The sequence below is a fragment of the Rhizobium grahamii CCGE 502 genome, from assembly GCF_000298315.2.
GTDB lineage: Bacteria > Pseudomonadota > Alphaproteobacteria > Rhizobiales > Rhizobiaceae > Rhizobium > Rhizobium grahamii.
On sequence record NZ_AEYE02000005.1, the window covers coordinates 236,641 to 260,322 of the forward strand.

The 23,682-nt window shown below is 61.2% G+C and carries 25 protein-coding genes; 18 read left to right on the forward strand and 7 right to left on the reverse strand.

Annotated features, from left to right (window positions below; genetic code table 11):
- Nucleotides 1-85: 85 nt before the first annotated feature.
- Nucleotides 86-1,093, forward strand: coding sequence for an asparaginase (locus RGCCGE502_RS05330; RefSeq protein WP_016553139.1), 1,008 nt, complete (start codon nt 86-88; stop codon nt 1,091-1,093).
- Nucleotides 1,094-1,232: 139 nt separating this feature from the next.
- Nucleotides 1,233-1,982, forward strand: coding sequence for a hypothetical protein (locus RGCCGE502_RS05335; RefSeq protein ID WP_016553140.1), 750 nt, complete (start codon nt 1,233-1,235; stop codon nt 1,980-1,982).
- Here RGCCGE502_RS05335 and RGCCGE502_RS05340 read toward each other — a convergent pair.
- A complete protein-coding gene (locus RGCCGE502_RS05340; RefSeq protein WP_040674018.1) occupies nt 1,957-2,712 on the reverse strand; it encodes a DeoR/GlpR family DNA-binding transcription regulator in 756 nt (251 codons plus the stop codon). The genes RGCCGE502_RS05335 and RGCCGE502_RS05340 overlap by 26 nt on opposite strands.
- Before the next feature lie 121 nt (nt 2,713-2,833).
- Here RGCCGE502_RS05340 and RGCCGE502_RS05345 point away from each other — a divergent pair, with 121 nt between their 5' ends.
- Together RGCCGE502_RS05345 and RGCCGE502_RS05350 are read left to right on the forward strand one after the other, a co-directional pair.
- Nucleotides 2,834-3,190: a hypothetical protein gene (locus RGCCGE502_RS05345; protein ID WP_016553142.1), complete on the forward strand. Its 357-nt coding sequence runs from the start codon at nt 2,834-2,836 to the stop codon at nt 3,188-3,190.
- 91 nt (nt 3,191-3,281) lie between these two features.
- Nucleotides 3,282-3,899: a glutathione S-transferase family protein gene (locus RGCCGE502_RS05350; protein ID WP_016553143.1), complete on the forward strand. Its 618-nt coding sequence runs from the start codon at nt 3,282-3,284 to the stop codon at nt 3,897-3,899.
- 51 nt (nt 3,900-3,950) lie between these two features.
- Here the strand turns inward: RGCCGE502_RS05350 and RGCCGE502_RS05355 are convergent, their stop codons facing one another.
- Nucleotides 3,951-4,304, reverse strand: a complete 354-nt coding sequence (locus tag RGCCGE502_RS05355) for an MmcQ/YjbR family DNA-binding protein (protein WP_016553144.1) — start codon at nt 4,302-4,304, stop codon at nt 3,951-3,953.
- 357 nt (nt 4,305-4,661) lie between these two features.
- Here RGCCGE502_RS05355 and RGCCGE502_RS05365 point away from each other — a divergent pair, with 357 nt between their 5' ends.
- Entirely contained in the window at nt 4,662-5,558 is an 897-nt protein-coding gene (locus RGCCGE502_RS05365) for a LysR substrate-binding domain-containing protein (protein ID WP_016553146.1), read from the forward strand.
- Here the strand turns inward: RGCCGE502_RS05365 and RGCCGE502_RS05370 are convergent, their stop codons facing one another.
- Together RGCCGE502_RS05370 and RGCCGE502_RS05375 are read right to left on the reverse strand one after the other, a co-directional pair.
- Nucleotides 5,559-6,218, reverse strand: a complete 660-nt coding sequence (locus RGCCGE502_RS05370) for a glutathione S-transferase family protein (protein WP_016553147.1) — start codon at nt 6,216-6,218, stop codon at nt 5,559-5,561. It abuts the gene before it with no gap.
- Between the two features lie 98 nt (nt 6,219-6,316).
- Entirely contained in the window at nt 6,317-7,693 is a 1,377-nt protein-coding gene (locus tag RGCCGE502_RS05375) for a TIGR03808 family TAT-translocated repetitive protein (protein ID WP_141652291.1), read from the reverse strand.
- A 110-nt stretch (nt 7,694-7,803) separates the two neighbouring features.
- On the opposite strand from RGCCGE502_RS05375, the gene RGCCGE502_RS05380 reads away from it, so the two are divergent.
- From RGCCGE502_RS05380 to RGCCGE502_RS05400, 5 genes are all read left to right on the forward strand, one after another.
- Nucleotides 7,804-8,814, forward strand: a complete 1,011-nt coding sequence (locus tag RGCCGE502_RS05380; RefSeq protein ID WP_016553149.1) for a ligase-associated DNA damage response exonuclease — start codon at nt 7,804-7,806, stop codon at nt 8,812-8,814.
- The gene (locus RGCCGE502_RS05385; RefSeq protein ID WP_016553150.1) at nt 8,814-10,442 is read left to right on the forward strand and encodes a cisplatin damage response ATP-dependent DNA ligase; all 1,629 of its coding nucleotides are present in this window, start codon (nt 8,814-8,816) and stop codon (nt 10,440-10,442) included. Before RGCCGE502_RS05380 ends, RGCCGE502_RS05385 begins: the two co-directional genes overlap by 1 nt.
- 110 nt (nt 10,443-10,552) lie before the next feature.
- The gene (locus RGCCGE502_RS05390) at nt 10,553-11,476 is read left to right on the forward strand and encodes an alpha/beta hydrolase family protein (protein ID WP_016553151.1); all 924 of its coding nucleotides are present in this window, start codon (nt 10,553-10,555) and stop codon (nt 11,474-11,476) included.
- A gap of 113 nt (nt 11,477-11,589) precedes the next feature.
- The gene (locus tag RGCCGE502_RS05395) at nt 11,590-12,426 is read left to right on the forward strand and encodes a L,D-transpeptidase (RefSeq protein WP_016553152.1); all 837 of its coding nucleotides are present in this window, start codon (nt 11,590-11,592) and stop codon (nt 12,424-12,426) included.
- 167 nt (nt 12,427-12,593) lie between these two features.
- On the forward strand, nt 12,594-13,313 hold the full coding sequence (locus tag RGCCGE502_RS05400) for a L,D-transpeptidase family protein (protein ID WP_016553153.1): 720 nt from the start codon (nt 12,594-12,596) through the stop codon (nt 13,311-13,313).
- Between the two features lie 115 nt (nt 13,314-13,428).
- On the opposite strand, the gene RGCCGE502_RS35175 is transcribed toward RGCCGE502_RS05400, so the two are convergent.
- Nucleotides 13,429-13,695: a YjiS-like domain-containing protein gene (locus RGCCGE502_RS35175; protein ID WP_081647228.1), complete on the reverse strand. Its 267-nt coding sequence runs from the start codon at nt 13,693-13,695 to the stop codon at nt 13,429-13,431.
- A 186-nt stretch (nt 13,696-13,881) separates the two neighbouring features.
- On the opposite strand from RGCCGE502_RS35175, the gene RGCCGE502_RS05405 reads away from it, so the two are divergent.
- Complete coding sequence (locus tag RGCCGE502_RS05405; protein ID WP_016553154.1) at nt 13,882-14,706, forward strand: winged helix-turn-helix domain-containing protein; 825 nt, start codon at nt 13,882-13,884, stop codon at nt 14,704-14,706.
- A gap of 33 nt (nt 14,707-14,739) precedes the next feature.
- On the opposite strand, the gene RGCCGE502_RS05410 is transcribed toward RGCCGE502_RS05405, so the two are convergent.
- Nucleotides 14,740-15,207, reverse strand: coding sequence for a MarR family winged helix-turn-helix transcriptional regulator (locus RGCCGE502_RS05410; RefSeq protein WP_016553155.1), 468 nt, complete (start codon nt 15,205-15,207; stop codon nt 14,740-14,742).
- Between the two features lie 125 nt (nt 15,208-15,332).
- Here RGCCGE502_RS05410 and RGCCGE502_RS05415 point away from each other — a divergent pair, with 125 nt between their 5' ends.
- The 3 genes from RGCCGE502_RS05415 to RGCCGE502_RS05425 all read left to right on the forward strand — a co-directional run bounded on the left by RGCCGE502_RS05415 (nt 15,333) and on the right by RGCCGE502_RS05425 (nt 16,942).
- On the forward strand, nt 15,333-15,755 hold the full coding sequence (locus RGCCGE502_RS05415) for an organic hydroperoxide resistance protein (RefSeq protein ID WP_016553156.1): 423 nt from the start codon (nt 15,333-15,335) through the stop codon (nt 15,753-15,755).
- A gap of 88 nt (nt 15,756-15,843) precedes the next feature.
- Nucleotides 15,844-16,227: an antitoxin Xre-like helix-turn-helix domain-containing protein gene (locus RGCCGE502_RS05420; protein ID WP_016553157.1), complete on the forward strand. Its 384-nt coding sequence runs from the start codon at nt 15,844-15,846 to the stop codon at nt 16,225-16,227.
- Nucleotides 16,187-16,942, forward strand: coding sequence for an RES family NAD+ phosphorylase (locus RGCCGE502_RS05425; protein ID WP_016553158.1), 756 nt, complete (start codon nt 16,187-16,189; stop codon nt 16,940-16,942). The genes RGCCGE502_RS05420 and RGCCGE502_RS05425 overlap by 41 nt, the downstream gene beginning before the upstream one ends.
- Nucleotides 16,943-16,956: 14 nt before the next feature.
- Here RGCCGE502_RS05425 and RGCCGE502_RS05430 read toward each other — a convergent pair whose 3' ends face one another.
- Nucleotides 16,957-17,403, reverse strand: coding sequence for a MarR family winged helix-turn-helix transcriptional regulator (locus tag RGCCGE502_RS05430; RefSeq protein ID WP_016553159.1), 447 nt, complete (start codon nt 17,401-17,403; stop codon nt 16,957-16,959).
- An 88-nt stretch (nt 17,404-17,491) separates the two neighbouring features.
- Between RGCCGE502_RS05430 and RGCCGE502_RS05435 the strand changes: the two genes are divergently transcribed.
- The 4 genes from RGCCGE502_RS05435 to RGCCGE502_RS05450 form a co-directional block, all read left to right on the forward strand.
- Nucleotides 17,492-18,220, forward strand: a complete 729-nt coding sequence (locus RGCCGE502_RS05435) for a DUF899 domain-containing protein (protein ID WP_016553160.1) — start codon at nt 17,492-17,494, stop codon at nt 18,218-18,220.
- 32 nt (nt 18,221-18,252) lie between these two features.
- Nucleotides 18,253-18,720 carry a DUF1579 domain-containing protein gene (locus tag RGCCGE502_RS05440; protein WP_016553161.1) on the forward strand — a complete coding sequence of 156 codons (468 nt, stop codon included), beginning with the start codon at nt 18,253-18,255 and terminating at the stop codon, nt 18,718-18,720.
- Nucleotides 18,721-18,796: 76 nt separating this feature from the next.
- Nucleotides 18,797-19,576 (forward strand): VOC family protein, encoded by a 780-nt coding sequence (locus RGCCGE502_RS05445; protein ID WP_016553162.1) that lies wholly within the window; start codon nt 18,797-18,799, stop codon nt 19,574-19,576.
- Nucleotides 19,577-19,921: 345 nt separating this feature from the next.
- Nucleotides 19,922-23,682 (forward strand): VCBS domain-containing protein (locus RGCCGE502_RS05450; protein ID WP_016553163.1); only part of this gene is annotated, 3,761 nt, incomplete at its 3' end.

Consider the following 23,682-nt stretch of genomic DNA (forward strand, 5'->3'; position numbering starts at 1 on the left):
TGGCCAGGACGCGCCAAAAGGCAATTGCATTATCGACGCGACTCGTTATGCGTGACGCAGCCGCGCAAACGATCAGGACCATGCCATGACCAATCCCGTCACCGTCGAAGTCACCCGAGGCTCGCTCGTCGAAAGCCGGCATCGCGGCGCCATCGTCGCTGTAGATGGCGATGGCAAAGTTGTGTTCTCGATCGGCGATATCGACGCGCCAACCTTCCCGCGTTCTGCGTGTAAGGCCATGCAGGCGCTGCCGTTGATGGAAAGTGGTGCTGCGGATGCCTATGGCTTCGGTGACAAGGAATTGGCGCTCTCCTGCTCCTCGCACAATGGCGAGGACGAGCATGTCGCGCTTGCCGCCTCCATGCTGGCGAAGGCCGGTCGCGATGTCGAAACGCTGGAATGCGGCGCGCATTGGTCCTCGAGCCAGAAGGTGCTGATCCACCAGGCGCGCACGATCGACAAGCCGACAGCGTTACACAACAACTGCTCCGGCAAGCATGCCGGCTTCGTCTGCGCCTGCTGCCATCAGGACATCGATCCGAAAGGATATGTCGGCTACGACCATCCGCTGCAGGCCGAAATTCGTGGCGTCATGGAAAGTCTGACGGGTGCAGCGCTCGGCCATGACAACTGCGGGACAGATGGCTGCTCCATTCCGACCTACGCGGTTCCCTTGCGCGGCCTGGCGCATGGCTTTGCCAAGATGGCAACCGGGAATGGCCTCGAGCCGCTTCGCGCCAAGGCCTCCCGGCGGCTGTTTGATGCCTGCATGGCCGAGCCCTTCTATGTGGCTGGCACCGGCCGCGCCTGTACGGCCTTGATGGAAGTGGCACCGGGCCGCATCTTCGCCAAAACCGGAGCCGAGGGCGTTTTCTGCGCGGCCATACCCGAGCAGGGGATCGCGATCGCCGTCAAATGCGACGACGGCCATTCGCGTGCCTCGGAAGCGATGGTTGCGGCAGCGCTCAGCCGCTTCTTCGGCAAGGACGACCCGATTCGCGCGAAATTGGCCGCGATGGCGACCGTCCAGATGCACAATTGGAACGGTATTCACGTTGGCGACATTCGCGCGGCGGCTGCGCTGACCGCTTAAGCCGTTCCGGAACGGAACAGTCGCGCCGCAAGAATAGAATTTGCTAATGTATGTGAAACTACAGCCCACGAGAACGGATGCGGTTTTTGAGGGGTGAGTTACCCTTTGCCCAGTACATCGAACGCCATGAGGGCAGGATATGTTTGCGGGCCGCTATCTTTGGTGGATGTTGATCGCCATCGCGATCTTCCTCTTTTTCACAATGTGTTTCGACTACGTCACCTGGCTGACAGTCGTTTCCTCGGGCTGCGCCCATGTCGCCGGCTCCTGCGGCCCGATCATCGTCACCATGACCGGATCGATGAAGCCGTCGGGCGTCTATCTCGCGGGCGCCATCATCCTCGTCGTTACGCTTGCCCGCGTCCACTATCTGTCGATGAGTTGGGCGTGGGGCGTCGTCGTCACAATCTGGTTCGTGGCATCGGCGCCGTTCCCACTGCTGCTGGCCAGTGGCTGGACTGGCCAGTTGAAGCCGGAGACCGTGTTGGACGGGCTGCCGGTGGCGTTCCTGTTCCTCGTCGTCTTCTGCGCCTATATCGGCTGGGCGTTCGAAGACAGCGGCGCGCGGCCGCTCGGGGCATGGCGTATGCTGCGAACGATCATTCGCTGTTCGGCGGTCTACGGCGCCTTGCTTGCGCTGTCGGAGGCGCCAGCCTTTGCCACCATCCCCGGCCGACTCTTGGGCGACATGCGGCTCTCGGCATCGATTGCGGCGCTACAGCCCGGACTGAAGGATGTCCTGACACTCGGACGCGGGCGCGATACCTTCGCCTATGTCGTCTTTGCAGTCTTCGTCGCCGGTCTTGCCGCTAGCCTGTTGCCGCAGAACCTGGCGGAACTGAAGGCGCGCTTTGTCCAACCGTTCACGCTTCGAGGATCTCGGCAGTGAGGTTGCGATAGGGTTCAATGGCGGTCGCGGCGCTGTCGGCCGTAACGATCAGTCCGGAGACGCCGGCGATCGGCAGGATAAGGCAAGGTGAGACGCGGTCCAGTTTCTCCTCCGTCAGTGGCACGTACGTCGCCGCGGCACAGGAGGAGATGTGGCGCTTGATGGCCGCTTCTTCGAAATCACCGGTCGATAACCCCTGCACCGGATGGGCTGCCGTCACCCCGAGAAAGAAGATGTCCGGCCGAAGCTGCGAAATCGCAGCCATGGCAACAGACCCGACTGATACCATTGAGTGCTTGTAGAGCTGGCCGCCGATGAGGATCACACTCGCCGTCGGGTGGTGTTCCAGCTCAGCGGCGATGGTCGGGCTGTGCGTTGCTACCGTGAACGCGAACTCGCGCGGCAGCTGCCGGGCAATCTCCGCCGTCGTCGTGCCACCATCGAGAAAGATCAGCTGGCCCGATCGCACGAGCGACGCCGCCTTTTTCCCGAGCCGCTCCTTGATCTCAGATGAAACGCCTTTGCGGGTCGAGAAGTCGGGAAGTTCCGGTGCAACAGGCATTGCCCCGCCGTGCACCCGTTTTAGCAAACCTTCCGCCGCCATTTCCCGGAGGTCGCGGCGGATCGTGTCCTCCGACAGCGAAAAATCTTCGGCGATGTGCTTGGCGACAACCTGGCCGTCCCGCCGAAGAAGGTCGAGGATCAATGATTTGCGCTGACTGGTGAGCATGAGGTCGATCCTGTAATTGCACGAATTAGCATGAAATTGCACGAAATGATTCGACATTCAAGAAATATCGTGCAGTTATCTGCCGTCTCGTGCATGAAGCCGAGGAAAATGGAGCTTGATCATGTTGATTTTGATTGCTGGGCCCTACAGGTCCGGAACTGGCGACGACCCCGCGAAAATGGCCGCCAATTTGCAGCGCTTGGAGCAGCCATCGCATAGGCTGTTCAAGGCCGGTCACGTACCGATGATCGGAGAATGGGTGGCGCTCCCAGTATGGAACGCCGCGGGCGGCAAAGCTGTCGGCGATGATCTGTACGAAGAGATCTTTCACCCCGTCGCCGGCCGTCTGCTGCAGCTTTGCGACGGCGTGCTTCGGCTCGAAGGAGAATCGAAGGGCGCCGACAACGATGTGCGCATTGCGCGCGAACGCGGCATTCCTGTCTGGTATCGGCTCGAGGATGTGCCCGGTTGCGCCTAAGGCGGGTTGGTTTAAGGGGCCGGCTTGCCGGCCTCGATCTGTGCGTTTGCAGGCGGCCGCGCTATAAGGTCAGGATCGAAGGGAGTCGATCATGCTGACACTGTACTTTGCCCCGCACACCTGCGCGCTCGCGAGCCTGATTGCACTGGAAGAGTCCGGCCTGCCGTTCAAGACGAAGAAGCTGAATTTTGCTGAAGCGGAGCAGCGTTCGCCGGAATATCTCGAAATCAATCCCAAGGGCCGAGTCCCCGCGCTCGTGACCGACCACGGCATCCTCACCGAAACGCCGGCAATCCTGGCGTTTATCGCGCAGGTCGCGCCCTCCGCCCAGTTGGCGCCGCTCGATCCGTTCGAGTTCGCCCGCATGCAGGCATTCAACAACTACATTTGCTCCACGGTGCATGTGAACCATGCGCATGGCCGCCGTGGCAGCCGATGGGCGGATGATCCCGGCGCTCACGATGCGATGAAGGCGAAGGTGCCGCAGACCATGACCGAATGCTTCGACCTCATCGACGCTCGGATGCTGGAAGGACCGTGGGTGATGGGCGAATATTACTCGGTCGCCGATCCCTACCTTTTCGTCATGACTGGCTGGCTGCGGTCCGATGGCGTCGATCCGGCCCGCTTCCGGAAAGCGACGGCGCACTATGCTCAGATGATTGAGCGGCCGGCCGTTCAGCGGGCATTGGAGCGCGAGCAGGCTTAACAGGCGTCCTGATTGCGGAGCAGCGCCGGAGGCAATCAGCAGACGGTGCGCTCAGCGCTGAAAGCTCGCGGCAAGCTTCCTTGGCGCACGGAACCGCCATGCGCCGATCAGCCGTTCCTTGAGTTCGGCATCGCTGATCATGGCTGCGTGCAAGGGCATATACGGCCAGCCGACATAGTGAGGAGTTTGATAGTAGATCTCGGGCGCCATCTCGATCAGCCGTTCCTTGTCGTCGATCGAGATGCAGAGCACGATGGTCTCGTTGTTCTTGACCGCGGCGAAGGATTTGCCGCCGACCTTCAGTGCCGGGTTGCCATAGGACGTGCTCTCCTCGACGCCAGGAAGGCTGGCTTCATCAGAGAGACGCTTGAGGCGCGCAAAGATCGTGTCGACACTGTCGGTCATTGGGTTGGCTCGGACTGACGTTCCCACAGACCAACAGCTCTCTCATTCTTAAGCGCACCTTGCAAGCTGCGGCCGTTGCGGCTTCGGCTTACGGGGTTCCGGACCGAACGGCAGATCGGCGAGCGCGGTCAGCGACATTCGTGTGAGATCCGGGTGATTCAACGGATCTTGTCTGGTATCCGTGCTGTAGGGCGGATCGAGCGTTTCGACGCTCAAGAAAAACTTCAGGAATTGCATGGCGTGCCTCGCTTCCTTGTACGGCGGTGAACGGAGCATCTGCTGAAAACGGGCGTATTGTCGCGGTTGGCCAGGCAGGTTTCAATTGAGATTACCAATGTCGCAGTATAGAAAAACTATATGAGAAACCTGAACTCGGTTCACTTGAATGGATTGCGAGCGCTCGAGGCCGTAGGGCGGCTCGGCTCGTTGCAGGCGGCAGCAGAGGAGCTGGGCGTTTCGATCGGGGCGGTCAGCCAGCAGGTCATCAAGGCAGAGGCGCAGCTCGATCACCTCATCTTCGAGCGCGCGCCGAAAGGTATGGTCGCGACGGAGGCAGGCGCGCGGCTGCTGGCCGGCTTGACCGAGGGCTTCAACGCGCTGTCGCAGGCCGTCGCGACGACACAGCAACGCGACGACAGCATCCTGACGATCTCGGTGGCGCCGGTCTTTGCCGCGCGTTGGCTCGTTTACCGGCTCGACCGCTTTGCCGAGCGAAATCCTGAGATCAGCCTGCGAATGGATGCGACGACGCGGCTCGTCAATCCGGCGCTCTGCGATGTCGATGTTGGCATCCGGGTCGGCAACGGTCACTGGCCGGACGTGAAGGCGGAACTGCTGCTGCAGCAGGAGGTCTTTCCGGTCTGTTCACCTACAATGGCGGCGCGTCTGCACGAGCCCGCCGACATCCTGTCGGTGCCGGCGGTGATCGATGGCCGCGCCATGTTCAGCTGGGAAGTATGGATGCATGAGGCCGGGTTGTCGGGCGCAACGCTTGAGACGCGGCACGTCTTCAACGACGCGTCTCTGTGCCTCGATGCGGCTATCGCAGGGCAGGGCGTCATGCTCGCCTGGCAGACGCTTGCGGGCTTTGCCCTGCAGCAGGGGCAGTTGGTCGCGCCCTTCGGCATTCGCGCCAAGACCGGTTTCGGTCACTATTTCGTAACCGCCACAGGCTCGCGCGAACCCAAGAAGGTGAAGGATTTCAAGGCCTGGATCCGTGAGGAAATGGCCGAAACCCTCAGGCTCTTTCCCTGATCAGGTAGGTTCCTGCGATCGCGTCGCCTGCATCGCGATATAGGCCGGCCGCGACTGGCAGCGCTTGATCCAGGCGCTGATATGGGGATGGGCCTCGAACAGCGCCTGTTCCGTCTGGGCGTAGCGAAGCACTTCCGCGATGTTGAGGTCGGCGGCCGTGAAGCGATTGCCGACGACGTATTCGTTGGTCGCCAGGTGCTTCTCCAGCGTCGCAAACGTCTTCTTCAGCGAACGCACTGCAACAATGATCGTCGCCTTGCCCTCGTCGCTGTTCTGCTTCTCGTCGTCATAGACATAGACGACCTTCACCGTATGCGGTTCAACCTCGGTTGCCGCCCAGATGGTCCACATCGTCATCAAACCGTCTTCTGCGACGGTTTGAGGGGCCAGTGGTCCGCCGTGCTTGCGCGCGAGGTAAAGGGTAATGGCAAGCGACTCATGCATGACGAGGTCGCCGTCCTGGATGCTGGGGATCAGCGCCATCGGATTGACCGCCAGGAAATCCGGCGAAAGCGTATTGATGGGCGCGTCGGCGGCAAGCGGATTGGCAAGCCGCCGGGCCTGAATGACCCGCACGGACTCGAATTCGAGCCCCAGTTCCCCGGCCATCCAGTAAACGCGCGAGGCCCGCGAGCGATAAACTCCATAGATCGTCAGCATGTCGATGTTCCCCATATTCTGTTGCCACAGGGTAGAAGTGGACACGCCCCAGCGGAAGCGGCCAAGCCTTATGAATCGATGAAAGCTTTTGATGCTTCTCAGGGGATACGGTTGCGTTCGACCGTCAGCTGCGCAAAACGCGAGGCGGCGCCCGTGGTCGCCAATTCGCCCGACACCTTCCTGTCCCATTCGAAGCCAAGGACAGCGCCACCGGGCGTTTCCTGAAACACATTGTCGGTGATGATGGCCGTTCCGGCGCCGTCTGCCACCGAGACGGCGCAGCCGATCGGCGCCTTGCGGACGATATTGCCCGTCACGACCACGTTGCGCAGATAGGGTCCCCAGCCGAGCTGCATGCCCCATCGTGGCGCGCCTTCGATGATGTTGCCGGAGACCAGTGTGTCCGCCTCGGCGGCAATGCCGATGCCGAAGCCGACCTCGTGTTCGTAAGGACCCTTGAGCGTCAGGTTACGCACCACGTTGCCAGTGACGCTGGCCAGCCGGCCGCCTTGGTCGAAATTGGCGATCGAAATGCCGTTCGCCGCGCCGTCCACTATGTTGTTGGAGACGACGGCGCCAACAAACTCGAACTCGACATAAACAGCCGTCTCGCCCGAGCGCAGGCATTGGTTACCGGTGATCTGAATGTCGGAGGCGGAATTGGCGCGGATGGCGGTAAAGGCGCAATCGGACACGTGGTTGCTTGCAACCATCACGTTGTCGGCGCGGAAGATATTGATACCATTGCCGTTCTGGCCGGTGCCGCCGTCATTGGCCTTGATCCGGTAGATGCGGTTGCCGTTGACGACGCTGTTGTCAGCCGCCTTCGTCCAGCGGTGCACCAGAATGCCGCCATTGCCGCAGTCGAAGACCTCGTTGCCGGTGATCGAAAGCCCGTCGGATTCGACGGCATAGATGCCGGATTGGCCAGCACTCGATATGCGGCTGCGCTCGATCCGACCGCCACATCGCTCCAGTCGAACGGCATGTTTGCGGCTGCCGGTGATCTCGCAATTGTCGATCGTTACCTCTGCGACGCCGGTGAATTGCAGCAGCCCGCCGGCATCATCGCCAAGCGAGCGCTTCTGTCCGTCGATGATGATGTTCGAGAGTTCGACGCGCTTGACGTTGTCGGCGCCGAAGAGGTTGCCACCGCCGGTGTAGGCGATGCGCGATGCGCCGGGAACTCCGGTGATGCGCGTATTCTCGCGCAGCACCAGATTCGAAGCTGCGTAGGTGCCGGGTGGCAGGAAAACCGGCACATTCTCCGCCGCGGCCCGATCGATCATCTTCTGAAGGCTGGCGCTCTTACGGTCAGCGGCATCAGGCATCGTCTTGTAACGGACTGCGTCGATCGTGCCGCGCAGGTCGCCGTCGCGCATCGTCGCGAAGCTGCGTGATGCTATCAGCGCAAAGGCGGATGCTCCGGCGAGGCGAAACAGGTCACGACGGGAGGTTAACGGACTTTGCTTCATTTCCGCCGTCCTGCAGGAAACGTGCCAGCGCGCCTGTTTCATTTTGGTACGGAACCGCATCTTCCTGTTGCCCACTGGCCCTTCCGTTCTTTCCCGCTATCTTTGCAGGCATGAGACCCGATGCCTTGCTCTATCCCGCCCCCGAGGGGCTCTATTGTCCCGAGGGAGGATTCTATGTGGATCCCGTGCGGCCGGTCGAGCGAGCCCTGATCACCCACGGCCATTCCGATCATGCGCGGCCCGGCCATGCAAACGTGCTTGCGACGCGCCAGACGCTCGACATCATGCAGATCCGCTATGGCGACGGTTTCTGCGCAAGTGAACAGGCTACCGCTTTCGGCGAGGAGATCCTGATCAACGGCGTGAAAGTCAGCTTTCATCCGGCTGGCCATGTGCTCGGCTCGGCGCAGATCGCCATCGAGAAGAACGGCACCCGCATCGTCGTCTCGGGTGACTACAAGCGGCGGGCGGACCCCACCTGCGCTGCCTACGTCCCGGTGCCCTGCGACGTCTTCATCACTGAGGCCACTTTCGGGCTACCGGTTTTCCATCATCCCGATCCCGTCGATGAAATGGGCAAGCTGTACGCCTCGCTGCGGCAGTTTCCGGAGCGGACGCATCTGATCGGCGCCTATGCGCTCGGTAAGGCGCAGCGCGTCATCCGCCTGCTGCGCGATACCGGCTACGACCGGCCGATCTATATCCACGGCGCGATGGAAAGGCTCTGCGACTACTATATGGAACAGGGCATCGAACTTGGTGAGCTGCGCCCTGCGACCATCGAAAGCCGCGACAAGTCCGCCTTCAAGGGAGCCATTGTCGTCGGCCCGTCCTCCGCCTTTGCCGACCGCTGGGCGCGACGCTTCAACGAGCCTTTGCCCGCATTTGCCTCGGGCTGGATGATGGTGCGGCAGCGCGCCAAGCAGCAGGGCGTCGAGCTGCCACTGGTCATCTCCGATCATTGTGACTGGCCGGAACTGACCGAGACGATCAGCGATCTGCGCCCCGAGGAAGTGTGGGTGACGCATGGCCGCGAGGAGGCGCTGGTTCGCTGGTGCCAGTTGCAGGGCATCAAGGCCCGACCGCTTCACCTGGTCGGCTATGAAGACGAGGCCGACTGATGAAAGCATTCGCCGACCTTCTCGATCGCCTCGTGCTTACCCCCAGCCGCAATGGCAAGCTGAAACTGCTCACCGATTACTTCCGAAACACCCCGGATCCGGATCGCGGCTACGGCCTTGCCGCCATCGCCGGCACGCTTGAAGTGCGCAACGTCAAGCCGGCCATGCTGCGCGAGCTGGTGCTGGAGCGGATGGACGAGGTGCTCTTCCGCTATTCCTACGATTATGTCGGCGACCTCGCGGAAACGATCTCCCTTGTCTGGGACGCCGAGAAGGACGTCGAGCGACCGGCGCTTGCCCAGCCGCGACTTGGAAATGTCGTCAGGCAGATGAACGCGCTCGGACGCACCGAAGTCCGCAGCTTCGTGCGCGACCTGCTCGATCAGCTGGACACCTCGGGGCGCTTCGCCTTCATCAAGCTCGCGACCGGGGCGCTTCGCATCGGGGTCTCGTCCCGCCTGGCGAAACAGGCGCTCGCCGACATGGGCGGCCGCGACGTGACCGAAATCGAAACACTCTGGCATGGTCTGCAGCCTCCCTACGAACCGTTGTTTCGCTGGCTGGAAGGGCAGGGTGACAAGCCGGTGCTGGCAACGCCGGCGATCTTCCATTCCGTCATGCTCGCCAATCCGGTCGAGGAGGGGGATCTCGATCAGCTCGATCCGGCCGACTATGCCGCCGAGTGGAAATGGGACGGCATTCGCGTGCAGCTGTCGCGCTCCGGCGATACGCGCAAGATCTACTCGCGTTCCGGCGACGATATATCAGCCGCATTTCCCGATATCGTTGACTCAATCAGCTTCGACGGCGTGATGGACGGCGAACTGCTCGTGGGCGGGACCACCCGTTCGAACAGTCCGACGCGCACCTTCTCCGATCTGCAGCAACGCCTGAACCGCAAGACCGTGACGACGAAGATGCTCGACGAATATCCGGCCTTCATTCGTGCCTACGATCTCTTGTTCGATCGGGAGGGGGACGTACGCGGCCGCACCTATGTCGATCGCCGTGCGCGTCTTGCAGAGGTCATCGACCGAGCCCCGCACGACCGCTTCGATCTCTCCCCGCTGGTTGAGTTCTCTTCGTGGGACGAACTGGATGACTTGCGGTCGTCACCGCCGGATCCTGTCATCGAAGGGGTGATGATCAAGCGCCGCGACAGCGTCTATCAGGCCGGGCGGTTGAAGGGACCGTGGTTCAAATGGAAGCGCAATCCCTATAATGTCGATGCCGTGCTGATGTATGCGCAGCGCGGCCACGGTAAGCGCTCGAGCTATTATTCGGATTTCACCTTCGGCGTCTGGAGCGAGACACCGGAGGGCGAACAGCTGGTGCCGGTCGGCAAGGCCTATTTCGGCTTCACCGATGCCGAGCTGGAAGTGTTGGACAAGTTCGTGCGCAACAACACGACCGAGCGCTTCGGTCCGGTGCGCGCCGTCAGGGCGGACAGGGATTTCGGCTTCGTCGTCGAAGTTGCCTTTGAAGGCATCAATCGCTCCACCCGCCACAAGTCGGGGGTGGCGATGCGCTTTCCGCGGATTTCCCGCCTGCGCCCCGACAAACCCTCCTACGAGGCGGATCGCCTCCAGACTCTGGTCGCCATGATCGATGCCAAGGGCGAACAGTAGGTTTTACCGGCGCAAAACGCCGCAGGGCCCCCGTTTTCAACACAACGTGTGTTGGCGGCCGCACGCTTCCGGTGCAATTCTCGAATCGCCGGGTACCATGGAAGTGTGAAATGATGTCAGACGAAGGTAATTCTTTTCTCCGCCAGCGCCGCACCGTTCTTGCAGGCCTGGCCGGGGCCCTCCTGCTTCCGCGCATGGCAAGTGCATTCGAGGTTCCGGAGGTGCCGCGGCTGATCGATCACGATTATGCCAAGGCCCGCAAACGCTTCCATACCAAGCTCCTGCAGAAGGGACCGGCTCCCGACAAGTACGAGCCGCTCGACGCTCCGCCGGAAGGCGACAAGATTTTTTATCGCTCGGGTTACGGCGGCGAGTTGGAGCTCGTCGCCTGGGTTTCCAAGTACAAGCGCGGCAGCAAGCCGAAGCCGGGCGTTCTGTTTCTGCACGGCGGAAACGCCATGGGCCTTGGCCATTGGGTTCTGCTCAAGGCCTATGTCGACGCCGGCTTCGTGGTGATGATGCCGTCTTTGCGTGGCGAAAACGGCCAGATGGGCAACTTCTCGGGCTTCTACGACGAGGTCGACGATGTGCTGTCGGCCGCCGACCGGCTGCAGCATCTTCCGGGCGTCGATGGCGACCGCCTGTTCGTCGCCGGCCACAGCATCGGTGGTACGCTGACGATGCTGGCGGCAATGAGCACACACAAATTCCGTGCGGCCGCACCGATCTCGGGCAATCCCGACGCCTTCCGTTTCTTCAATCGCTACCCGCAGGACATTCGCTTCGACGACAGCAATGCCCATGAATTCGAAGTCCGCAGCGCTCTTTGCTATGCCAAAAGCTTCAAGTGCCCGGTCCGTGTCGTTCACGGCACGGAAGAGGCGCATTTCAACGACCGCGCCGGGCTGCTTGCCAGTCGCGCGCGCTCGGGCGGTGTCCGTATCGAAACGGATACGGTGACCGGTAACCACACCTCGGCGCTGCCGGCCGAGATCGAGCAGAGCATAAAGTTCTTCCACGGCGTCGCGGCCTGATCGCGGTCCGACCTCAATTGATACGAGGCTGGCCCGGTGACCAGCCTCGCGCCAGCCGCAAGTGCCATCCTTGCCGCAGCTATACGTCTCGCTGTTGTCGATGAGGGTGTTTTATGACTGTTCTCAGCCGGGTGTCGCCATTTGCCGGGCTTGCGGCCGCTGCTCTTTGCCTGAGCGGCTGCAATATCCTCATTCCGGATACCGGTGCCACCGATCCCGCCCGCTTCGTGCAGGAAACATCGCCTGTCTTCTATAATCCGCCCGGTGTCGATCCCATGCGGGTCAAGCCGATCGATACGCCGGTCCCGCAGCGGCCGGGTGTGCCGCCGACGATCTATAACCAGACCTATGGCATCCCGGGCGCGAACTTTAGCCGGACCTACGGCCTGCCGGTCACCAATCCGGTGAACAGCGCCATGTACGGCCAGGTACGCGACACCGACTTTACGCTGCCGGCGATACCAGTCAGCCGCATCGATCCGCAATATCTGCGACAGGAGGTCGACTACCCGACCAAGGAAAAGCCCGGCACGATCGTCGTCGATACCCGGACCAAGCACCTCTATTTCGTTGAGCCTGGCGGCAAGGCAATGCGCTACGGTGTCGGCATCGGCCGTGAAGGCTATGCATGGTCCGGCCGCGGCGTCATTCAATGGAAGCAGAAGTGGCCGCGCTGGACGCCGCCCGACGAAATGGTCGCGCGCCAGCCGGATGTTCGGGCCTTCTCCGCGGAAAACGGCGGCATGAATCCCGGCCTCGGTAACCCGCTGGGCGCGCGGGCGCTTTATATCTTCAAGGATGGGCAGGATACGCTCTACCGCATCCACGGAACGCCGGACTGGCAGTCGGTCGGAAAGTCCACATCGTCGGGCTGCGTCCGCATGCTGAATCAGGATGTGGTCGACCTTTACGACCGCGTTCCGGCAAAGACCGAAATCGTCGTGATGTAGTCGCGCAACAGCACTGGTGATATCGTCTCGCGGCAGGCGGACACGACTTCGTGAGGTGGTGGTTTATTTAACGGATGGCGATAGATTTCTTGTCTTGTCACCGACGTTGAGCCAACTTCCGCGAAGGGCGTTCGTCCTTCCAGCGCAACAGGAAACCAGACCCGCGTATGAGCTTCGAAAAACCCCTTTCCCGCCGCAGCTTCCTTTCCTTTTCGGCAATGACCGCAGCTTCGGCGCTGACCGGGTGTGCATCCACGGCTGGACCGCCGCCTTATTCCACGGCTCAGCCGGTGGTCATGCGCGCTCCAGTCCAGGCGCCGCAGACGCCGGGTGACGCCGAATTGGCGGTCATGTACGGCCCGATCGAGGACGGTGGCTTCCTCATTCCCGCGGTGCCCTATCAGCAGATCGATCCGCGCTTCTATCGTCAGCAGGTCGTCGATTCGACCGGCCAGGCGCCCGGCACGATCGTCGTCGATACGCCCTCGCGTTTCCTGTATCTCGTCCAGCCCGGCGGCACTGCGATGCGCTACGGCGTTGGTATCGGCCGCGAAGGCTTCGCTTGGCAGGGCTCCGGCGTTATCCAATGGCGTCAAAGGTGGCCGCGCTGGAAGCCGCCGAACGAGATGGTCGCGCGCCAGCCCGAACTCGCCAAGTATTCGATCGAAAACGGCGGCATGGAGCCGGGTCTGAAGAACCCGCTCGGTGCACGTGCGCTCTATATTTTCTCGAATGGCGAAGACACGCTCTACCGCCTGCACGGCAATCCGGATTGGCGTTCAATCGGCAAGGCAGTATCGTCAGGCTGCGTGCGCCTGCTGAACCAGGACATCATCGACCTCTATGACCGTGTGCCGAACAAGGCGCCGGTCGTCGTTCTGCAGTGATCGATTTGAATCCCGCTGTCTCCCTTTCCCCAGGGAGGCAGCATCTCCTCATGCGAATAGCGTCGCCTCGGGGAGACAGCGCTGTCTCTCCGCCCCATATTTGGCCGGCCGAAATTTACCGCCAGGAATAGCTGTGGGACACGATCGGGTCAGGATCGGAGCCTCTCGCCGACTCATGCCAACCGGCAAACTCGTCGTGCCTGACGACGCCGATATCGGCGAGTTGCTCGTCGTCAAGCTGATCCAGCGCGCGGCATGCAGCATGATCTGTGGCTGAATGGTGTTCCCCATGCGGGACCAGATGCGCAAGCGCGTGCCATGTTCGCGAAAACGCTGCTGTCGGCGAAAAACTGCGAACGCCATGTAGGTGCAGGAATGTCATGATGGCCCCCAAGCTGCAGTTGCACCGGCAAAGCCTCCCATTTACCCGTGTGGTTGTCGTGAAGTCCCGCTGAAGCGCTTTTGAAATTTCTCTGAAATTCTTTCGTTTCGATGTCGCGTTTGGATACGGTTCGTTGTCGTGGTGGGAAGCGTTTGCTAGATTGCGCGCCAACATTCGGAGCATCCAATGTCGATGTTCGAATTCGCGGGACACCAACTCGATGTGCAACAGGGCCGGCTGCGCAAGGGCGGGCAGGACGTCCGTTTGCGCCCCAAATCATTGGCGTTGCTGACTTATCTGCTTGAAAATTCGGGACGCGTCGTCACCAAGGATGAATTGGTTTCAGCCGTCTGGCCCAATGTGGCCGTCACGGATGGCTCGCTCAGCCAGTGCGTGACGGACATCCGCAGGACGCTGGGGGAGGGCGCGGCAAAGCTCATTCGCACGGTTCCGTGCCGCGGTTATGCGTTGGACGAGAAGCTTGTGCGGCGCAGCGAGGCTCTGCTGGCGCCAGCAGTGTTCGGTCCGTCGGGGCGGCTCTCGATCGCGGTGCTTCCGTTCACCGTCGCGGTGCCCGGGGGGCGGCACACATGGATCGCCGACGGTATTGTCGAAGACATCATCACTGCCTTGGCGAAGATTCCCACTCTCTTTGTCACGTCAAAGAGTTTGAGCTTCGCCTATCGCGACAAGGCCGGCCGGCTGCCGGACGTGGCCAGGGCGCTGGGTGTGCACTACGTCCTCAGCGGAAGTGTTCGCGTGAGCGGCCATGAATTGCGTCTGACGACCGAGCTTGTCGATGCGCAAACCGGCGGGATTGTCTGGGCGGACCGCTTCGATCGTCATTTCGGGCAGATCTTCGCGGTTCAGGACGAAATAACAGCGGCGGTTGTCGAGCGGCTGAAGAGCGAGCTTCTGCCGCAAAGCCGCGCCGCTGCCGTCATCGAAAACCAAAGAGAATTCGAACTGCCGCGCAACCAGGCCGACCAAGCTGCGCTGTGGGATCGGTAAGGTGCTGCCGATCCCATTGCCGGGCCACAACCGCTATACTGCGGCCGTAAGGTTTGAACGCAGGCCTCGCAACAGGCCTCGGATCGTCTTCATTTCTTCGAGTGTGCAGCCTGCCGCCTGGCCGATCGCGGTCATGATCGTGTCGATCTCGCTACGCATCGCCAGACCCTTGTCGGTCAGTGAAACGATGACCTGCCGTTCATCGCGGGAATCGCGGGTGCGTTTGATCAGGCCATTCTGTTCAAGCCGTTTGAGCAACGGCGATAATGTGCCCGAATCGAGATCGAGCTGTTCGCCGATCGCCTTCACCGCCTGCGCGGACTTCTCCCATAGCGCCAGCATGACAAGATATTGCGGGTAGGTGAGACCGACCTTGTCGAGAATCGGCTTGTAGGCGCGGGTGAAGGCATGGGCTGTCGAGTAGACCGCAAAGCAGAGCTGGTTCTGCAGCCGCTTTTCCTCTTCCGGAATTTCCATCGTCTTTGCCAGATGCGCTTTCATTGTCGTCCTTTCCACGGGGGACAATTGTCCTCTTTTCGAATTTGAAATGCAATTTGCAAAATTAACTTGCGTACAATTTAATTGCGCGATATACAAAATCCAACCCCAACGCAAAGGAGACTGACATGCCCATCCTCTACACGACCAAGGCTTCCGCCACCGGTGGCCGCGCCGGCCGCGCCGTCTCCGACAACGGCGTCCTCGATGTGACGCTGACGGTTCCGAAGGAACTCGGCGGCGACGGCGCGACCGGCACCAACCCTGAACAGCTCTTTGCTGCCGGCTATTCGGCCTGCTTCCTCGGTGCTTTGAAATTTGTCGCCGGCAAGGAAAAGGTCAAGATTCCGGAAGACACCACGGTCAGCGCCAAGGTCGGCATCGGCCCGCGCGAGGATGGCACCGGCTTTGGCATCGAAGTCGCCCTGACAGTCAACATTCCTGGCCTCGACAAGCCGACCGCTGAGAAGCTTGCTGCTGCGGCCCACATCGTTTGCCCCTATAGCCACGCGATGCGCACGTCGACCGAAGTTCCGGTTACCGTTGCCTGATCAAGGACGAAAGAGAGCGCCGTGCATTGCGGCGCTCTTTTCATGTGAAAATAAAATGCTATATTCTTTCCAGTGAAAGGAATATGGCATGGCTATAGCACAGACCATCCCCGGTATCAGGTCTCCGGAGGCTGCCGTCATCACCAAAGCGGTCGTCAATGCTGCCGACCATCTCGGCCTCAACGCCCGAACCCTTTCGGCGGTGCTTGGTGTTTCCGAGGCGACCATCTCGCGCATGAAACGGCAGGACTATCTGCTCGAGCGCGGCTCAAAGTCTTTTGAACTCGCTATCCTGCTCGTTCGTCTGTTTCGCTCGCTCGACGCGATTGTCGGCGGCGATGAAGCCGTTGCCCGGCAATGGCTGCGCAACGCCAACGCGGCGCTCGGCGCGGCGCCCCTCGAAAAAATCGTCACCATCTCGGGATTGACCGATGTCCTTGCCTATCTGGACGCCCGCCGCGCTCTCGTCTGAGACGCGGGCGATCTCCGGCACGTTCTGGCGGCTGGTCGAGGCGCAGCATCAGATCTCGACACTGAAGCTTGTCGATACGCTCGATGAGCAGGCTCTGCTCGAAACCCTGCTCGAGGAAAGCAAGCCGGCGCTGCCACCGGAATGCATTGGCCTCGACTACCTGCTCGCCACGCCATTCCGCTACGGCGCCGTCTATCCGCATGGATCGCGTTTCCGCCGGGCAGGGCGCACGGCTGGCGTGTTCTACGCATCAGAGCGGGTGGAAACCGCGCTTGCGGAAATGGCCTTCTGTCGGCTGCTGTTCTATTCTGAATCGCCGGCAACGCAGTTTCCCGCCAACGCAGCCGAATACACTGCCTTTGCCGCCGCGATAGCCACGCCGTCCGCCATCGATCTCACGCGCCCACCGCTCGACGCCGATCGTTCGATATGGACTGATCCTCAGAATTATGGCCCGTGCCAGGCTCTCGCCGACGCCGCGCGCGAGGTCGGTTGCCAGGCAATTCTCTATGAATCCGTGCGCGACCCGCAGCGCGGCCGCAACATCGCGCTTCTGACGGCAGCGGCATTTGTTGCTCGCGAACCGGTCGAGCGCCAGACATGGAGGATCCGGCTTTCGGGTATTGGCGTCCAGGCGCTTTGTGATTTCCCGAAAGTCAGAGTTGGATTCTCGGTGGAGGATTTTGCCGGCGATCCGCGAATGGCGCGCGACTGACGCCAACTATTTCTTCAAGCCAGCGCCTGCAGGTCGCGTCGCAACCGCCCCATGTCGCCATCCGGGAGCGCATCTTCAAGGCTCGCATGAGTGCTTTCCCAGATCGGCACTGCGGCCGCAAGCACCGCCTTTCCCTCCGGCGTCAGGCTTAGCAGGCGTCGGCGCTTGTCTTTCGCATTTTGGGTTACATTTACCCAACCACGGCGCTGCAATGGCTTCAGCGCTGCCGTCAATGTCGTCTGATCCATCGCAAGCAGCGTCGCGACCGGCCCCATCGGCGGCGGCTCCGGGCGGTTCAGCGACATCATCAGCGAGAACTGGCCGTTGGTGAGCCCGACAGGGCGAAGGGCATCGTCGAATAGCCGCGCCAGTGCGCGCGCTGCCCGTTGAACATGCAGGCAGAGGCACGTGTCGCGCACCAGGATCGTCGTTGAAAAAGGAATCTCTACCGCGTTTGACATGCCTAATTTCTATTGATATCAATGTAATTAGTCAAGGAAAAGGAGCATGGAACGCAACGTCCGATCGCGCCGGAGGAGGGCGCACGTGATGCAGAACCAAGTCGTTTCCCGTGAAGAATGGCTGGAGGCCCGCCGCTCGCTGCTTCTCAAGGAGAAGGAAGCAACGCATCTGAGGGATAAGGTCAATGCCGAGCGTATGGCCTTGCCCTGGGTCAAGGTTGACAGGAATTACGTCTTCGATACGTCGCAGGGGAAGAAAAGCCTTGCCGAACTCTTCGACGGTCGCAGCCAGCTTTTGATCTATCATTTCATGCTTGGCCCCGAATGGCAGGCCGGGTGCCCCGGATGCTCGTTCCTGTCCGATCATGTCGACGGAACGCTGCCGCACCTCAACAACCATGATGTCACATGGGTCGCCGTTTCGCGGGCGCCGCTTGCCAAAATCGAGGCTTATAAGAAGCGCATGGGGTGGAAATTCCCCTGGGTTTCATCTTTCGAAAACAGCTTCAACTTCGACTACCACGTTTCCTTCAGCCCGGAAGATCTGGCGAAGGACAAGGTTTTCTACAATTTCGAGGCAATCGATCCGGCCAATGCCCATGACGAACTGCCCGGTCTCAGCGCGTTCTACAAAAGCGAAAGCGGTGAGATCTTCCATACGTATTCCACCTATGCCCGCGGCCTTGAAGAAGCAGTCGGCACCTTGATGATCCTCGATCGCGCGCCGAAAGGCCGTAATGAAGACAGCACGATGGATTTCGTCAAGCGTCACGACGAATACGAACCGGCGAAGACTGCGCCATCCAGCTGTCACTGAGATCTGCGACCATCCTCCAAGGGAGAAGGACGATGCAGCAAGCGAAAGTTCGGAAGGAGCACGAGTTCCTGGAGGATCTCGTCGGCGTCTGGGACGTGACGGCACCCGAGATGACGGGGCAGGAGCCTTGGACGGAGATCGTGCGTTCGCTTCACGGCATTTGGTTCGTCGCCGAGGGCTCCGGCCAGATGCCCGGCGGTGGTGCGGCAACGACGGTGCTCACCCTGGGCTATAGCGCCGAAAAGGGAAAATACGTCGGCACCTGGATCGGCACCATGATGGACCACATGTGGGTTTACGAGGGTGAGGTCTCCAACGACGGCAAGATCCTGAACCTCTACACGACGGGTCCCGATTTCAACGACGCAAACAAGCTCGCCGATTACCGCGAGCAGATCATCTTCCATGATCGCGACCACCGCACGTTCAACTCCGCCGCCAGGCAGCCAGACGGCTCCTGGAAGCAATTCATGGAAGCGCACTATACCCGCAAGCCTTAGTTGCGGGTGGATCGAACGGCATCGTTGATCCGAGGCCGTTCGCAACCGACCGGAAGCATCGCAAATGGAGAACACGATGTCCGACACCCATGGAAAATTCATCTGGTGCGAATTGATGACGCCCGATCCCAAGGCGGCCGCCGACTTCTACGGCAAGGTCGTCGGCTGGACGACAAACGACATGAAGATCGAGAACCTGCCGCCCTATACGGTCTTCGAAGCCAACGGCGCTGGCGTTGCCGGCCTCATGGATTTTCCCGCCGAGCTTGAGGGCAAGGGCATTCCGCCGAATTGGACAGGCTATGTCGCGGTCGACGACGTCGATAAGTACGCCAAGGACTTTGCCGCCAATGGTGGCTCGATCCGTCGTGAACCGGAGGATATTCCGACGGTCGGACGGTTTGCGGTCGTGGCCGATCCGCATGGCGCGGTGATCTGCATCATGACGCCGCTGCCGATGGACAATCAGCCTCCGCCGGCAGCGATGGGCACACCCGGCCATATCGGCTGGCACGAACTCTATGCCGGCAACGGTGCGGAAGCCTTCGCCTTTTACTCGAAACTCTTCGGCTGGACGAAGGACCATGACATGGATATGGGCGAAATGGGCGCCTACACCATCTTCGCCGAGCGCGGCACGCCGATCGGCGGCATGATGACCAAGCCGTCGAATGTCCCCATGCCGGCATGGGCCTATTACTTCAATGTGCCGGCCATCGATGCGGCCATCGAGCGCGTCAAGGCCGGTGGGGGAACGGTGGTGAACGGCCCGATGGAAGTACCCGGCGGCAGCTGGATCATCCAGGCGGTTGATCCGCAGGGCGCATTCTTCTGCCTCGTTGCGCCCGCCCGATAGGCGCGTTCAACGCCGCTTTTGATCTCAGGGCGAGCCGCCCGACGTCGGCTCGCCCTGAGCCGCATTTAGGGTCTCCAAGCACGCTGCCGGGAGGTGGTCGAGATAGCCAAGGCATCGAATCGAAGGCTGGAACACCCTGCCGTCAACGCCGAACGTGCGTTAGTATTTCATTAATTTTATTAGAATTTTAGCGGTTTCGGCCATATTCGGCCCCCGGCCGTTAACTCTTCCTAAAACATTTTTGGGTGGATGCATAACCGGCTATGTCTGAAGCGGCCGCAAGTATTGATTTTAGCTCTTCTGCGTAATTGATTGGCCCCAGTTTCTCATTGGGGTTGTTTTGTTATGTCTATCGAAGATCCGCGCATTTCCGCTACTGCAAGCGAAAACGTCTCGCACGACTTCCGTCAGGACATTCATGAAGACGCAAGTATTGACGTTTCTGCTGCGCAGGGCGTTGAAGTTGCGCAGGCCGACAATAGCCAACAGCCCGAGAAGACCGATCGCGTGCCTCAGGCTCCGCAGACGGTAGCTGCAAACGTCCATCCGGCTGAAATCGTCCCGGATCAGAACAATGTCGCGCATCTCCCGGCTGACGTGTCGATCGACGACATCCGCGTCGAGGGTAACAATCTGGTGCTCGTGCAGGCGGATGGCACGGAGATCGTCATCGTCAACGGTGCCCTGCATGTGCCGACCTTCCTGCTCGGCGAAGTCGAGCTGCCGCAGCAGGCCGTGATCGCCGCGCTCGAGCAGAACAACATCAACGTCGCCGCGGGTCCGGACGGCTCCTATTCGGCAAGTGCCTCCGCACCAAGCTCCGGCGCCGACTTCCAGGACACCATCCAGCAGGATCCGAACGATCCGACCCAGCTCGCGCAGCTGCTGGCCGACACGCAGCAGGGTGACCCGACACTGGGCAGCGGCGAAGATGTCGACATCAACAATGCTCCAATCATCGAGCTTATGGATTCGCTCGTCTATAACGACACGGCGAATGACGACGAGTTTCCGATCCTCAGGGGCGTCGTTCCCGGCCGCGATATCGATAACAACGACGTTCTGCGCTACGGCGTCCAAGGTGGTCTGCCGCTGGCAGGGGATTCGAACTACGACATCGTCAAGGTAGGCAGCTACGGCGAACTGCGCCTCAACAGCGTTACGGGTGCATACATTTTCACGCCGAACGATGCCGCGATCGAGGGCCTGAAAGATCATCAGTCCGAGAGCTTCACCTTCACCGTCACCGACAAGTCCGGTGCGTCGGGCACACAGGTCTGGACGGTCGACGTCAACGGCGTCAACGACACGGCATCTATCTCTGGCGATGCGGCCGCGAAACTCGTCGAGGACGCGAAGGGAAACACTATCGCAAGTGGCCAGCTGACCGTCGGCGACCGGGATACGGGTGATGGCCACTTTCAGGACCCGTCCGCCGAGGCAAAGGAAGGGCACTACGGCACCTTCACGTTTGATGCGCAGACCGGAGCGTGGACCTACAGGCTTAACAATGCATCCAGCGCAATCCAGGGTCTTGCGGCCAATCAGGTCGTTCATGAGACGCTGACGGTTGTTTCTGCAGATGGTACGGCCACCCAGGTAATCGACATCACCATCACCGGCACCAACGACGCACCGGTGATCGGCGGCGAAGCTATTCTCACTGGCAAGGTTTCCGACGTCGCCGAGACTGTCAATCCCGCACTCGACGCCGGCATGCAGTCGGCAAATGGCTCGCTGACTTTCACAGACGTCGACCTCACCGATCGCCCGGAGGCCTCCTTCGCCGTCAAGACCGTCACCACCTCGGAAGGCCTGACGCTGTCGAGCGAGCAGGAAGCCGCCCTCAAGGCCGCCTTCAGCGTCACCAACGCCGCCGGCAATAGCCATGACGGCACCGTCAACTGGAGCTATTCGATCGCCGAAAGCGCCCTCGACTTCCTGGCAAAGGGCCAGAGCGTCGAGCTCACCTATGCGATCACCGTCGACGACGGCCATGGCGGCACCGACAGCCGCGACGTGACCGTGACGATCACTGGCGAGAATGACGTCCCGGTTCTGACGGCCTCGACCGGTGACGTGCAGGCCTGGAGTGTAAACGCCGGCAACCATCTCGATCTCGGCGACGCCTTCGCGGGCGGTAACGTGCTCGACAACGCCCATGCCAATGATGTCGACACCGGCGACAAGCTGACGGTGGTCGGCGTTGCCGCAGGCGCCGTCGTGGACGGCGCGTCCGTTTCCGGCCATGTCGGCAGCTTGATCGAAGGCAAGTATGGCTACCTGACGCTTTCCGCCAACGGCGGCTGGGTCTATACCCTCAACAATCTCGATGGTGACACGCGAGCGCTGGTCAAGGGCGCGCACGCCAACGACGTCTTCACCTACACCGTGACGGACAAGTACGGCGCGACCGCGACGCAGACGCTGACGATCGACGTCACGGGCGGCAACAGCGCCCCGGACGCACATGCTGACGTCAACCTCGGCGCCGCCGTCACCGAACAAGGTGTCAATCCGGGCAACGCCGCGTTCGCCGGCAACGATTCCGCTTCCGGCAACGTGCTTGCCAACGATACCGACGTCGACACCGTCGGCGGCATCGAAACCAAGACGGTGATTGGCGTTGCCGCCGGCGTTAGTATCTTCGGCGCTTCCGGCCATGTCGGCACTGAAATCGTAGGCAAATACGGCACGCTGACGCTTTCGGCAGACGGCACCTGGAACTACAAGCTCAATAACGACGACCCCGATACCCAGAAGCTTGGCCAGGGCGACCGCACCACAGAAGTCTTCACGTACACGATGGCAGACGCCACCGGGGCCACCTCGACATCGACGCTCTCGATCGCCATCACCGGCACCAACGATGCGCCGGTGATCGACGGCACACAGCATGTGAGCGGAGACGTTCGGGAAGCAGGCAACCTCGACAGCGGCGCAATCGACGCCGGCACGTCGTCCATCTCGGATCAGCTGACAAAGAGCGATGTCGACGTCGACGATCGCACCAGCAATGATTCCTGGTCGGTGGTGACCGCCGCCGGCGACGTGGCGGAAGTGACCGACACTTACGGCAAGTTCTCGGTCAATCAGCAGGGCCGCTGGACCTACACGCTCGACAACAACGATAGCGACACGCAGGCCCTTTTCGAAGGACAGACGATCCAAAGAACCTTCACGGTCAAGGTCACCGATTCGCATGGTGCATACGCCACGCAGCTCGTAAAGATCACGATCACCGGCACGAACGACGTACCGGTTTTGAAGGCTTCCACAGGTGACGTGCAGGCTTGGAGCGTCAACGCCGGCAACCATCTCGATTTCGGCAACGCCTTCGCGGGCGGTAACGTGCTCGACAACGCCCATGCCAATGATGTCGACACCGGCGACAAGCTGACGGTGGTAGGCGTTGCCGCAGGCGCCGTCGTGGACGGCGCGTCCGTCGCCGGCGATGTCGGCAAGACGATCGAAGGCACATACGGCTCGCTCAAGCTCTCTGCCAACGGCAGCTGGACTTACACGCTCGACAACACCGACGCCGACACGCGAGCGCTGGTCAAGGGCGCGCACGCCAACGACGTCTTCACCTACACCGTGACGGACAAGTACGGCGCGACCGCCACGCAGACGCTGACGATCGACGTCACGGGCGGCAACAGCGCCCCGGACGCACATGCTGACGTCAACCTCGGCGCCGCCGTCACCGAACGAGGTGTCAATCCCGGCAACACCGAGTTCGCCGGCAACGATTCCGCTTCCGGCAACGTCCTTACCAACGACACCGATGTCGATACCGTCGGCGGCATCGAAACCAAGTCGGTGATTGGCGTTGCCGCCGGCGTTAGTATCTTCGGCGCCTCCGGCCATGTCGGTACCGAGGTCGTCGGAACCTACGGTACGCTGACGCTGAACGCAGACGGCACCTGGAACTACAAGCTCAACAACAACGACACCAACACGCAGAAGCTCGCCCAAGGCGAGCGCGCCACGGAAGTCTTCACGTACACAATGACAGACGCCGCCGGCGCCACCTCGACCTCGACGCTTTCGATCGCCATCACCGGCACCAACGACGCGCCGGTGGCGCAGGCACAGGTCAACGG